This is a genomic window from Flavobacterium sp. KY-23415, assembly GCF_055384985.1.
In genome coordinates this window covers 3,945,478-3,959,063 of sequence record NZ_AP044001.1, presented here as the reverse complement: position 1 = coordinate 3,959,063, position 13,586 = coordinate 3,945,478, and the positions used below count along the sequence as shown (strand labels likewise).

Below are 13,586 nucleotides of genomic sequence, written 5' to 3'. Positions count from 1 at the left end.
TTATAGGAAAGAGGTAAAGGTCTAATTTTGAAATAAAAAGAGGCTATCTAAAATATTAGACAACCTCTTTGATTTCAAACCGAATTAGTTATTGAATTATAAAACGTTATGCTTTTTTCAAAATAATTTTTTCCTGAGTAAACTGGTAAGCAGCATCTAAAAACTCAATCATTAAATTCCAATTTTTATTTGGTTCAAAAGAATTGTTATATGTTTTTTTAATTGAAACTTTTAATTTGTTTCCTTCAACAGTTGCTTTACTAACGAATTCTCCTGTTTCATTTTTAACATTAGCATTTAATTTTTCTACACCATAAGCATCATATCCATCAGGTATAGTGAAAATAATTTCGTTTTCAAAACTTCTTGGAAATGGCATGTAAATATTATATTTTCTATCTTTTTCCTTTTCAGAAATTTCTCTTTGAGAAGTTAGTATTTTCCCTATTTCAATGATGTAATTTTCTCCAGCCTTTTTAATTAATTCATTTTTAATTTCAAATGATTCTTCATAGTCAAATGAAGAATTTTTACCGTATCTTCCAGTATTCTTAATTGTAATAGTATAATTATCTACTTCTTTTACATCGAATTCAGATGCTATTGATTTTTCAAGTCGTTCTTGTTGAACTTCTTTTACCTTTTTTTCTAGGGCTTCAATTTCTTGATTTCTTACTTTGTCTTTTTGTAATTTCTCTATGAAATTGAGATCTCTTTTTGTTGCATATTTTTCTTGATCTTCTTGAACATAATCATAATAATTCAGTTTGTCAACTTGTTCGTTATATTTAAGATTTCCTTTTATGCTAAATTCTCTATTAATTACTACTTTTTCAAAATTGTCTAAAGAAAATTTAGTGATAGTTTTTGATAAATTATCTTCGGCTTTACTAGTCGGTAATTTAAATTTTGTGGCCCCAAATATTTCTTCTCCATTTTTGTGAGAAACTAAATAAGCATCTGTATCTTCTATTTGAGAATCAAACTCATCAATGTTTGAAAATGGCGAATAGTAACTAATATATATAGGATTTTTTGTTTTTGTTCTTATAAGAACTTCTGCATCATTATAACTAAAAATATCTTCTAGTTTCCCATTACTTTTCTTATTAGCTATAACAAAATCGTATTCAATTTTATTATCTTTAAAAATGGCCATCAACATATTAAAATAGTCTATTTGGGATAAAAAATAATTTCCTGTATAGCGCGATTTAGATTTACTTAAATTATAGCTCTCCAAATCTCTAGTTAAATAACGATATCTAATATAATAATAAACATAGCGAATCTTTTCTTCATCATCTTTAAATTTTTTGTCTTTTAAAGCCTCTTCAATAGCCCCCAAATTTCCAAAAGGTCTTAAAACGTTTTTAGTCAAATTAGAAACTTCAATTTCATTTACAGTAGATTTAATATTATTTGCATCTTCTGACATTAAAGGATACGATTTCCCTTTTTTATTAGTAGCTTTTGAAAAGGCAATACAATATTTATATGATGGTGTTTCAAGCAAAGGATAATACCATGACACCTCTTCATATTTTTCAATATCTTTTGCAATAAGTTGATAATTATTTATTTTTTTATCCTTCGTGTTTTCAACTTTCTCTAATTTAGGTGCTCCTGAAAAAGAGTTAAAGTTCATGTATATTTTTTTGCTTAATGAGAAGGCTAATTTAAAGTTCATAATGGGATATTCGTCTTGTAAAGTTTCTGCTACTTCATCATATATGAATAGCCCCCAATAACCATAATCAATTTCTTCTTTTAAATAAAAAATATCAATAATGTCATTAACTTCTAAATTAGGAACTGCTATTTTTGTTGTATTATCAACAACTTTAATGTTACTTTTTGTGTCAATTTCAAATTCAGTACCATTTGGTTTAATGATTTTAATACCTAAAACATCTGAATCACCCAGTACTCCTTTCTTTTTTGCCGACATTTTTTCATTAATCGTAAACTCTGAATATTCTTTTATAGAAGCCTGATCTAATAATTTGATTCTACGTCGAATATGACTTCTCTTTTTAACATGTACTTTTCCTAAATAAATATATTCATAAGTCTCTTCCTTGGCTATAAACACTGCGGATTCATTTTTCCATTTTTCAGGTATATCAATTACATTTTTGAATTTATCATTATCACCCCAAAAGGTCTCTTTAATTTCATTATAGTATTTGTCATTTTTTTGACTGTAAGTCAAAATATTTGTAACCAATAAAAATAGGATAACAAAAATTTTTTTCATAATAGTATATATTTAATTCTTTGTGTTTTTAATTACTACGGTTAATAAAAAAGAGCCTTTTATTGTTTGATTAAAACGATTTGTTTAGTGTAGAATTCGCTCATTTTTTTAGAAAAAGCATTCCATTTTTCAAAATCTATAGCTTTAATTCCCGATTTTTTGAAAATGAAATTTTTAGTATAATGAATTTCATTTCCTGTTTTTTTATAAGATAGTACCACATCAAAATCATTTTCTTTAATTGATAATTCTTGTGGCATTTTCTGTAATGTATACCCATTTGGTATTGTTAATACAATTATGCTTTCATAATTGGTTTTATAATCCATTTCGTAATCAATGTCTCGATCTTTAAAGTATAAATCCTTATACTCATTAAAAATTTCTAGATCTATGTAGAGTTCATTATCTAAAGTGGTGATTTTGTTCTTTATTTTGATATCATAATTGATATTTATATCATTCTCTCTATTTTTTAAATCTGAAGTTTCAATATTGGAAATTGAAAAATTCTTATCACTTCTAGATAAAAAATGTTCTAAACTCTCATTTTTAGAACTCGATTCAATCGAATTGAAAGTTGAGTAAAAAGATATTGCACTTTCACCAGAAAAAAAACGATTTGCTTTACCAATTAGGTCTTCATTTTCTATGGAAAATGTAATTCTTTTTATTTCTTTATTATCATCAGGAGTACTTAATGGAATTTTTTCAAGAATACAATTAGAACCATTTTCAATCAAAACTTCTTTTCCTTGGATATGTTCCGAATTGTTTCCTAATGGATTAAATTTTGTTGTTCCATCTAGAAAATATTTTTTACCATTATGGATAACTGTGCAAATCATATGATTATCAACCGATAATGAAGGTGTTGAGTAATCATAGGCTAAATGCTTTGTTCCAATCCATGTTAATCGTGCATCAAAACCAGCTAATTTTAGCATTTGTTTGATTAAATTTGCCATTCCTTTGCAGTCACCATATCTATTTTCATAAACTTTATTTGATTCTTCAGGTTTGAATCCAGCAATGCCATCTTCAAAAGCTATATATCTTATATTGTCTTGAACCCAATAGTAAATATTTTTTATTTTTTCTTCTGGTGTTTTTGCATTTGTTGTTAGCTCTTTGACTTTATTTTCAAAAACTTTGGGATTGTCTTCCATTTGATCTATTAATGACTTATACCAATCATATAGGTCTTGATAGGTATTAAAAAGTTTATGCTCTGTTCCATTGTTTTTATATGATTTAACTAAAAACATGATGTGTGGATAATAATAACTTTTACCAGGAGCATCACTTAAATTTTCAAAAGCTTTTAAATTCTCTGCTGTGAATGTATATATTGTTTCTTTGTCTTTTTCATTGCGCACAACTTCTTTTGAAATTGAAAAATTTTTAAAGTTAAATTCTTTTAACTCAATATTCAACCAGTCAGGTACTTTTACCACAAAGGTTTTTTTGACAATTGGATAGGGCTCATTAAAATATTTTGTTGTAAAATACTTAGCATCTTTATATGATTTTTCTATTTCCGTTGTGTATGTAAGACCTTGAACAGGAAAATTTAAAATAAAATATTTTATTCTAGCATCATGGAAAAATAAATCTTTATCCTTATAAAATTCATCTCTTATGATGTCGTTGTCAATTTTCTTGTTAGAATTGTTTCTTATCTTTATGTTCTCAATTGTTGATTGATCGTCATAGAACTCTACCCAACTAATTCGACTGATATGATTTAAATTTATCAACGTTTGACTCATATTTTGATTTACCAAAACTTTATTAGTCGATTTGTCAAAACTGAATGTAATATCATGTTGACTTTCTAAAATGGCAACGTCGTCCTTTGAATATTTTTCGCGTAAACTTTTTGCAGTAGCAATTTGTTCTGGACTTGGAGTATTGTTTTTTTGAGCATAACTAATTGTTATAAATAAAAAAAAGACTATTTTAAAAAACTTCATATATCAAGTATTTATTAGGGTTTTATTTGGCGTTACAGCTTTATTCTATATTTTTGAATTTAATATAACAGAATTTTATTTAGGTTAAATTTTCTTTTAATGGATCATCTTTTTAAGGAAAATAAATTGGAAAATCTCAAAAAAAAAAGGACCATTATTTCTAAATGAGCCTTTAAAAGAGAATCCAAACTATTGATGTTTGATAATAAATTTAAAATAATTTGCAATAATATTAAAGTTTAATGGTTCAACAAAATATTTTGATGAATTATATTTATAATCTAATAGATTCATCTATGTATTTGATGTTATAATTATATGTGATTATTTTGTTTTGAATTAAGTTCTTTTTGGTAAAAATCTTTTTATTATGAATATAATTAAAGATTAGTAATCTAAGATATAGAAGTTTTTCATTAAAAAATATATACTCATTTTGTATTCTAATTTCTTTTAGAAAAGAAGAAATCATAGGAGATATTGATAGTAGCTCTGGGCAATACAAATTGAATGTTTATTTTTCAGATTCAATAGATTTTAAAATGAAAGATACTGTATGGATTGTTGAAATAAAAAGAGGCTATCTAAAATTTTAGACAACCTCATTATTTTGTTTAATTTTAAACTAGAAGGATCCTTTTATTCTAAATCACTTCCCGCATTATAATCGCATGCTCCACCAATATTTACAAAACCTGTTCTACCTGTAGTAGTAGTTCCGCCATAATAGTTTGTATAAAATGCTTTTCGCTTTTTTATCGTTCCATTTGTGCATTTTCTCGTTACTTCACAATATATGGTAAAACCGCTATTCAAAGGACCTTGAGGATTTGCAATTATGTATGAATTATTTGTAACACTACCAAAAATTGGTGCATGATTTTGTGACCAAACAAAGGTATCACCAGATTCTAAATTATCTAATTCAAACCTCCAATAGGGATGCCCTCCAGAAACGGCTAAAGTACATCTAATTACTGGATATGGACAAGTGCAATTCGAATTTGTTCCTCCCGATTTAGTAATATTCAATAGTGTGTTACAAGTTTGTGCTGAACCTCCTGACCCAGCTGCGGTTAAACTTCCGCTTATAAAACTTGCAGAATATGTAACAGTTACAGTTGAACCGTTTGAAGTTAATGTAGCACTACCTGCAGGATTTGAAGTAATATTCCATACAATGCTAGTTGGCGTTCCTGTATTATTAGTATAACTATAGGTTGCTGTTGAACCAGCTGCAACAACAGCACTACCAGAACTCACTACTGTTGAACCAGTAATATCACAAACAGTTGCTAATAACCTATTAGAATTTACAATTGATGTTGAATTCTTGTTTTCTGGCATTGTTTCATTTTCATATGAACAAGCAAAAAAAACAGCACTTAATGCTAAAGATACTAAACTAATAGTAAAATAATTTTTAAATTTTTTCATGTTTTAAAATATTTCCCTCTTGCAGAAAACCGCCATTGTGGACGAAAACTTGAGGTACTTTTTTTTAAGTTAATTTGTTCCGCCTTTATTTTTAATTATAAACTAATAAATTACTTTCCTTAATGTCTGAATTGTTTTTTCACTATTCTCAGATGATTTCTTTTGTAATGATAAAATTCCTTAAAATCATACATACTCATATTTAAAACATAAGTAAGTTTCGTAATCTTTTTTCTACAAAGCAACTCAGGTTTTTATACCAAAAAAAATAATTTATTTAGTTCGTTTAATTTTTTATCTAATCAATCAAATTTCTTATTTAAAGTAGCAATTTGTCAATGCTATTTAGCAAACATTCTTTGTAACTTTTTGCTATTGTGATTTTATGTTCACCAATTATTAAATGATTATCTTCTATATATTCTACATTTTTCAAATTCACAATACTTGAATTATGAATTCTCATAAATTCATCTGGTAATGCGTCAATAAGATCTTTTAATGTTTTGTAGTAAACATATTTTTTGTTGTTTTTGAGAAAGATTTCTGCATAATTTCCCATTCCCTTAATGAACAAAATGTCATCAAAAAATAATTTGATTAATCTTTTATTAGTCTTGATAAAAGTAAAATTTTGTTTAGTTGTCATTTTATAATCGTTTCGTTAAAAATTGTTAGCAATTTATTTTGTAGTAATTTGCAATATGTTTACAATGAAAATTGAGCTTTAAAAAATATATTTTCAACTTAATATTTCATTGTTAATGGGTAGTAATCATAGAAAAAACACCTATAGAAAACTAATCTAAAAATAGGATAATTCAAGTAGCGAAGTACGGAAGTTTTGCACCGAAAATGTAGCATTAGTCACATTGAAGGCGTAAAACGGAGTATTGAAGCCAATTTAAAGTAGCTATTTTTCTGTAATAGAATTTAAATGTTTTGATAGTTTAGATTATGCAATTTTTTTCATAGAGAATTAACACAAGTGTGAAAACACATAGTCTTTTAGTTCATAATGATTTATTGTTCAAAGTTTGGAAATTTAGCAATGTCTTTTTGAGCATTAAAATCATGTGCTGGGACAACAATTAGTTCTGGTTTTCTCTTCATGAGATGATGAATCTTAACGATGCATTCTTTCACCGCTTCTCTATTAAAATCTACTTTATTTCTTGGAATTCTATGCTTTTCAGATGGATTTATAAACGCTTCTCTTGCCCAAGTTGTATCGCCTGTGAAGAAAATTTTTTTTCCAGATTTTAACGTAACAAACATTCCAATAGAACCTGTGGTATGACCAGGCATTTTTACCAAAACTACTGTTCCATCATTAAAAAAATCATAACTCTCTTCAAATATTTCATAGGGAACAGGTTTAAATTCAATGAAATTCCATTGGATAGATTTCTCATCATATTGTTGTTTAATAAAGGCAGGAGGTGTAGCTTCTTCACTCATTGCATGTTGGTATTCCTCTAAGGTTGTCCATACGCTGGCTTTTGGAAAGTCTTTTATTCCACTAGCATGATCAAAATGCAGATGCGAAGGAATAATAAAACGAATGCTATCGGGTTCAAATTTGTTTTTAATAAGCGTTTCTCTCAATGAGTGTAATTTATTGAATTTAAATATTTGACGATCTAAAAAATTAAAGGAATCGTGAAATTGGTTCTCAATTTCATTTCCTAAACCAGTATCAAAAGCAAAAGTTCCCTTGGGATGTCGAATAACTATAGCAATGTGCGATAACTTTCTTTTTTTGAATATTTTTCCACCTCTAAAAACAAATGCTTCCAAAGTAGTTGCATAACCCGTTTCAACCATTGAAAGTGAAAGTTCAGCATGATTCTCTGTAGTTGGAACTTTTTCGTAAAAAGTAGGAGTTTGATATTTTGTAGTATCAATGGTCGCTCTACAAGATACAATTAGCTGTATAATGCCTATTAGGATTACGGAATGACTTATCAAATTTTTCTTTGTCATATTGTTTTTTTAAATACTGCACAAAGAAATAACACCTTCAATAATCTGGCATTGACATTTGTTAAGAAATGACAATCTCTTTTCTAATTCTACTTAACGATTCTGGAGCTATTCCTAAAAAGCTAGCTATATGGTGTTGCGGAACACGCAAAACAATTTTTTTATCATAATTTGCAATAAATTCTAGATATTTTTCCTTTGCGGTTTTGGTTTGCATACTATGGATTCTATCTATTAGGCACAAATAATTTTTTTCAGCTAAGATTCGACCTAATTTTTCAAACTTTCTTGATTCCTCATACAAAGAAGTAAGATTCTGATAGGACAATTCATAAACAAAACTCTCTTCAAGGGTTTCTAAGATTTCGTGTGATGGAGCTTGATTTATAAAACTTGAAAAAGTAGATATGAATTGATTGTCGCAAGCAAAATAGGTGTTAATTTCTTTTCCTTCTTGAAGATGATATGCTCTAAGTAAACCACTTTCAATGAAGTAGATGTTTTTAGCAATATTGCCTTCACTTATAATTTGTGTTTTAGCAGGAAATGCAATTCTTTTTAAAAAACGGTTAAACATTTCCCATTCGTTATCTTTTAAGTCAATTAAATTTTGAAGTATAGTATAGAGTTCATTCATTTTTTTTTTGAAGCGAATATAAATAAATGAAATATTGAAAAAAAGTGAGTTTGATTAAAAAAAAAATCAAACTCACTATATATTTACACAAGCTCGAAGAAGTCTCTTTTGCCCAATTTAATTTTTAAATTTTTAATAATATTTATTTCTTGGTAAGGTTCTATTACTTTTTGATTGTTTATTTGTACAGCTCCTTCTTCTATGAGCCTTCGGATAGCAGAATTGGATAAATCTTTTCGGAATATTTTGCAAAGTTCCACAGTTGAAAGCGTAGTAGTCTTTATGTTTAAGTCTGCTATTGCGAATGGTATAAAACTTTTGGTTTCAAATTTTTTATTTTGAAATTGATTTGTAAAAAAGGCTTCGGCTTCGTTCGCTGCCTTTTCATTATGGTATTGACTAATGATGTTTTTTGCAATTCGTTTTTTTATGTTCATTGGGTTTTCACCTTCCATTAATTGCTTTTTAATTTGTTGTTTTTCTTCGTTTGTAAAAGTAGTAGTAAGGTCTAAAAACTCTTCAATCATAGCATCTGGAATAGACAGGGTTTTGCCAAACATCTCATTGGGTCCGTCTGTTAGTCCAATAGTGTTGTTTTGCGATTTACTCATTTTTTCCGAGCCATCAATACCTTTCAATAAAGGCATGCACATTACAACTTGAGGGTTTATATTATGACTTTCTTGCAATTGTCTTCCCATAGTGCAATTAAAAAGTTGATCGGTTCCACCCATTTCTATGTCGCATTCCAATTGCACAGAATCAAAACCTTGCAAAATAGGGTAGAGGAGTTCGTGCATAGCTATAGGAGAGTTTTCAGTAAATCGTTTATTAAAATCGTTGCGTTGCATGAGCTGTGCTAGCGTCACTTTAGAAATTAATTGTATGGCTTCGGAAAAAGCAAGCTTATCTAGCCAATCTGAATTAAAAACAATTTCGGCTTTTTCAACAGCAATTATTTTAGAAAGTTGTTTAATGTAGGTTGCAGCATTGTGTTTTACTTCTTCCAAGCTCAATGGTTTTCTACTTTTGTTTTTACCAGTAGGGTCGCCAATTCTTGCTGTGAAGCTTCCAACAACAATGATGATTTGATGGCCAAGATCTTGAAATTCTTTCATTTTTTTGAGTACCACAGCATGTCCGAGGTGCAAATCGGGAGCGGTAGGGTCAAAGCCTAATTTAATAGTAAGCTTTCTGTTTTCTTTTTCAGCTTGTTGTAGTTTTTGCTCTAATCCGTTTTCGGGAAGCATAATTGCTACGTTTTCATGTAGTTTTTTTTGTTTTTCCATTTTGTTTAAAATAAAAAAAGCCCGAACAAAATTTGTTCGGGCTTTAGCGTTATAGATTTATTGTTTTATATCAACGGTGTTGTTTTGTGCTATATCCATATACTATTTTGCCCATTATCATGCGATAATAGGTAGTGTTTGTAAGTACTAAAGATATGTTTTGCATCTTTTTCATTCTATTACAAATATACACTTTTTTTTTAAGAGTTTTTTTATTAGTTGTACTGATTCATTTTTTTTATAAAAATTAGATTGGCATCTTTTTTGTTTTTCAATATAAAAACGTTTTATACTTTCATAATTTTCGTGTCATTTTTTATTATTATTTCATTTTGCAACACTTTTTGTTGCAAAATTTAATTTTTTTTGGAATTGCAACAAAAAGCGTTGCAAAAATATTTTCTAAACAATAATGCCACAAATAGAAAGCAAAACATAACAACAAAATAAATATTTAGATATGAAATCGTCACTAACAACAAGTTTGTTGCAAACAAACCCCAATGAAGATAAGGCGATACTATATGATCTATGAAAAACAAATAAATAGCTACATATGAAAAAGGAAACCATTTTTAAAACAAAAATATTACTACCGCAAGAAGAAATGGCAATGTTACTTAATGTGAGTAGGAGTCAATGGTCGATGCATAAAATTGGGTATCGCGGTTTGCCTGCTAAATCAAGAGAAAAGTTTAGTTTTATATTAAAGCTAACCGACGAGTTACCTACGGATAGTGTCTATAGAAAAGAGGCAGTAGAAAGACAAGAACAAGAACAACTTGTAAAGCTGGAAGCACAATTGAAAGATGTTGCTATAAAGCAATTTCGTTTGGAAAAAAAGTATAAAGTGGCAGTAGAAAAATACCAAGCGGCTTTGCGAACAATCGATTTTGTGCACTTAGCATTCACTAAAAAAAAGTTTTTAGATTTTGAATGCGAGGCATTAAGAAGTATAGAAAATAAAGCAATTGAAACGTTAAATAGGTATAGTTTATATGAACAAACTCAGTTAAAAATAAAACTTGAAGCTTTTAAACTAGAACATAAATTATTAAAAAAAGCTATAAAAACTAATGAATAGCATTTAGTTGTTTTGCACTGGTTTCATTTAAATTCATTTATGTTTTTTCGAACATAATCCAAAACTAAACGGCCAATATTTTCTTCATAAAGATAAAATTTATCTTCAAGTTGTGTCCATTTTTCGGAAGTTTGCTCATTAATATTTTCTAATATTTCATGTCTAATAGTGTTATTTTTTGGAATTGGATTTTTCGGAAAGTTTTTATAAGCTTCTTCAACTATTTTCACAGTCTTTATAGCTCCAATTTTTTTCAATGCCTCTAAAGTTTCGTTAGCATAATCTCCACTTGAGTTAAAGAAAAATTGGTCGAAACCACCATTATTGATTTCAGCTTCCAAAATCTCTACATAAAGAAATGTTTTTTCAGCATCATTTAGGTTTCTAAAATCATCGAATAATTCTGTTTTTTTCCAAAGTATTTTTTGAATTTTTAATATGGATTCTGTTTCATCTTTAATCAATAAAGCTTTTTCTATTTCAGACATTTGATTACAATTAGTAAATAAAAAAGTGATAATATGTAAATAAATATTTTTTTCAAGATTTAATTCGATTTATATTTGGTTAACATTGTTTATTTTACTCTTCGTAATATTATCCTAGATTCAATTTTAAAGTAAAAATAATGGAATTAGCTAAAACAGAAATTTTTTGAATATAATCTTTTAGCATTAATAGGGTGTAGCCAAAACAAAAATCCTTTTGTTGGCTTTTAAAGACTAACAACTCACAGAGTAATGATGAATGATTTAAAAAACAATAAAATGAAAAGAATAGACTTTAGCAGTTGGGAAATGTTTTATCTTTTTACTTTATTATCATTATACTCAATTTTTCTATTTATATCATTAATTGCTTTACTCCAGTCCACACTTGGCTGAATTTTTTTAATCGCATTAATGTCTTTTTCATAATTATTTCTATATGAAACCAATGTATCATTCTCGCCAGCATATTCATTAAAAACAATATTACCAACATATGTAATCTCTCCTTTTTTTACATCAAAAGGGATTGAAAAACTACCTGAATAATTTGTTCTCTGTAATGCAAGTGCTCCACCGTTTGTAAATAATCTTACATTTGGAATTTCATATTTTCCTTCGGGTCTTTCAATTGCAAATAAATATGTTAAACCATTATCTAGTTCTCCTTTATGTTTCACTTTCCAAATCTGCTCTGGAGTTATTTGTATTTCAGTTGAATTTTTTTTAGCAATTTTTTCATCGCTATCTATTCCACTAATTCTTATAAAGTATTGATTGAATCTTGCTTTTTCTTTTGGAAATGTTATTGAGCCAATAATCAATCCATTTTTCGCTGTTTCTTTTCTAAAATTCATTGGTTCAGTTGGAAGTGGTAAAACAGCGCAACTTTGAACTAAAATAATTGTAGATAATAACATTATAGATTGTGTAATGAATTCAAAAAATTTCTTTTTCATTTTGTAAAATTTTAATTATTTTCTGTATTATTTTTATACGTTTATTTGGTAAAAAAACAGCTAAGTTAGTTCATCTAAAAACTTCATTTAGTGTTAATTTATATTATATTTTAAAGGAAAAATGCGAGATTAGCAACATAAAAAAAATCGAAATCGCTATAACATTAGTCTATCATTAATTTTGTTTTGGGTAATTTTAGTATTACTTGTTTCTTTAAATTAATTTTGTATTCATTAGAAAATTCGTTAGAAAACAAAATTAATTCTTCAAGATTTTGTAATTCGAAAATTTCTTCCGGTAAAGCCTCTAAATTATTCCCTGCTAAACTTAAGCTTTTTAAATTTTTTAGTTTTCCAATTTCTTTAGGAACATTAGTTAATTCTAAATCGGTTAAATATAATATTTCTAAGTTTATATAATCGCCAATTGTAGTAGGAATTTCACTTAATTCTCCACCAGTGTAAGGGTTAATTTGAATTGATTTTACGATCTCAATATCTTTTTGTGCCTCTTCTATTGATTTACATTTGATACATTGAGAAAACGAATTGATAGATAATAAGATTATGCAAAAGCTAATTATTTTTTTCATGTTTTTAAAAAAGTTAATTAACGTCAAAATTAATTAATAATTTTAATTATCATATGCTTTTGATTTTTTTAATTTTTTTTCAAGAAAGTAATGGATATTTCATGATTACAGTTCATAAAATGAAGTAACGAAAAGGCTGTCCTAAAAGTAAAAAAGTCTAAACATTTTTGTCACTCCGATGCAAGGAGGAGTCTCATAATCAGTGTTATGTGGTTTCTCTTTGCGTCGAAATGAACAAGATTACTGACTTTTTGGACAGCCTCCGATCTATTCGAAGGCTTTTTAGGCGTTCTTCATTTGAATCTGTATGTTGTTAATTTGGGCTAAATGTCTAATAGTATGATTGGTAAGAAATTGAAAAATATCGCCCAATTTTAGTTGGATTAGACTTGAAATTGTAATTTGAATTTTTACTTTGTTCAAACTCACTTTCTTTGATTGGTTGAGTAAGTCCAAAAAGATGATTTGCTGATGAATGAATCTATCAAGAACTGCTTTGTCAAGTTTTGAATTTAATGGATTTTTGTTTTTAAAAGTTTTCATCTTGTTTAATTTTTCCTTTGGCAACATACTTTTTGCAAAGTAGTTTCCTAACATGCCACTCTTAAATTCAAGGTCAGCTTTGGTCGTAGAATTTTTTATTTTGTTTTCTATTTCTGGCAAATAAAAATCACCATATAAATTTAAATGTTCCAAACATTCTAAAATACTCCACGAAGTGTTGTTTTCTCTCCAGTTTAAAGCTTGTAAATCTAAGCTTTTTAATTTCTCGACTTGGTTAATAATTTGTTGTGTTTGTTCTAAAATAGATTGTATTAAGTTTTCCGATTGCATAATTTTCAATTTTATACAAAGTTCGAAAAAGCATTTTTCATAA

General features: G+C 27.6%; 12 protein-coding genes. 1 reads left to right on the top strand and 11 read right to left on the bottom strand.

The genetic code is table 11. From position 1 onward, the window contains the following. Positions 1 to 106: 106 nt before the first annotated feature. From ACZ49Z_RS17370 to tyrS, 7 genes are all read right to left on the bottom strand, one after another. Positions 107 to 2,260, bottom strand: a complete 2,154-nt coding sequence (locus tag ACZ49Z_RS17370; protein ID WP_464305569.1) for a hypothetical protein — start codon at positions 2,258 to 2,260, stop codon at positions 107 to 109. Positions 2,261 to 2,319: 59 nt separating this feature from the next. After that, complete coding sequence (locus tag ACZ49Z_RS17365; protein WP_464305568.1) at positions 2,320 to 4,236, bottom strand: transglutaminase-like domain-containing protein; 1,917 nt, start codon at positions 4,234 to 4,236, stop codon at positions 2,320 to 2,322. 639 nt (positions 4,237 to 4,875) lie between these two features. Next, a complete protein-coding gene (locus ACZ49Z_RS17360) occupies positions 4,876 to 5,673 on the bottom strand; it encodes a hypothetical protein (RefSeq protein WP_464305567.1) in 798 nt (265 codons plus the stop codon). 319 nt (positions 5,674 to 5,992) lie between these two features. Beyond that, positions 5,993 to 6,322: a LytR/AlgR family response regulator transcription factor gene (locus ACZ49Z_RS17355; protein ID WP_464305566.1), complete on the bottom strand. Its 330-nt coding sequence runs from the start codon at positions 6,320 to 6,322 to the stop codon at positions 5,993 to 5,995. Positions 6,323 to 6,696: 374 nt separating this feature from the next. Further along, positions 6,697 to 7,659: an MBL fold metallo-hydrolase gene (locus ACZ49Z_RS17350; protein ID WP_464305565.1), complete on the bottom strand. Its 963-nt coding sequence runs from the start codon at positions 7,657 to 7,659 to the stop codon at positions 6,697 to 6,699. Positions 7,660 to 7,720: 61 nt separating this feature from the next. Further along, complete coding sequence (locus ACZ49Z_RS17345; RefSeq protein ID WP_464305564.1) at positions 7,721 to 8,296, bottom strand: Crp/Fnr family transcriptional regulator; 576 nt, start codon at positions 8,294 to 8,296, stop codon at positions 7,721 to 7,723. Between the two features lie 83 nt (positions 8,297 to 8,379). Further along, on the bottom strand, positions 8,380 to 9,585 hold the full coding sequence (gene tyrS / locus ACZ49Z_RS17340) for a tyrosine--tRNA ligase (protein WP_464305563.1): 1,206 nt from the start codon (positions 9,583 to 9,585) through the stop codon (positions 8,380 to 8,382). A gap of 556 nt (positions 9,586 to 10,141) precedes the next feature. Here tyrS and ACZ49Z_RS17335 point away from each other — a divergent pair. Further along, positions 10,142 to 10,669 (top strand): hypothetical protein, encoded by a 528-nt coding sequence (locus tag ACZ49Z_RS17335; protein ID WP_464305562.1) that lies wholly within the window; start codon positions 10,142 to 10,144, stop codon positions 10,667 to 10,669. Positions 10,670 to 10,692: 23 nt separating this feature from the next. On the opposite strand, the gene ACZ49Z_RS17330 is transcribed toward ACZ49Z_RS17335, so the two are convergent. The 4 genes from ACZ49Z_RS17330 to ACZ49Z_RS17315 form a co-directional block, all read right to left on the bottom strand. Next, positions 10,693 to 11,157 (bottom strand): DMP19 family protein, encoded by a 465-nt coding sequence (locus ACZ49Z_RS17330; RefSeq protein WP_464305561.1) that lies wholly within the window; start codon positions 11,155 to 11,157, stop codon positions 10,693 to 10,695. Positions 11,158 to 11,471: 314 nt separating this feature from the next. Then, complete coding sequence (locus ACZ49Z_RS17325) at positions 11,472 to 12,116, bottom strand: hypothetical protein (protein ID WP_464305560.1); 645 nt, start codon at positions 12,114 to 12,116, stop codon at positions 11,472 to 11,474. 164 nt (positions 12,117 to 12,280) lie between these two features. Then, entirely contained in the window at positions 12,281 to 12,709 is a 429-nt protein-coding gene (locus ACZ49Z_RS17320; protein WP_464305559.1) for a hypothetical protein, read from the bottom strand. Between the two features lie 282 nt (positions 12,710 to 12,991). Next, positions 12,992 to 13,543, bottom strand: coding sequence for a DinB family protein (locus ACZ49Z_RS17315; protein WP_464305558.1), 552 nt, complete (start codon positions 13,541 to 13,543; stop codon positions 12,992 to 12,994). Positions 13,544 to 13,586: the final 43 nt, after the last annotated feature.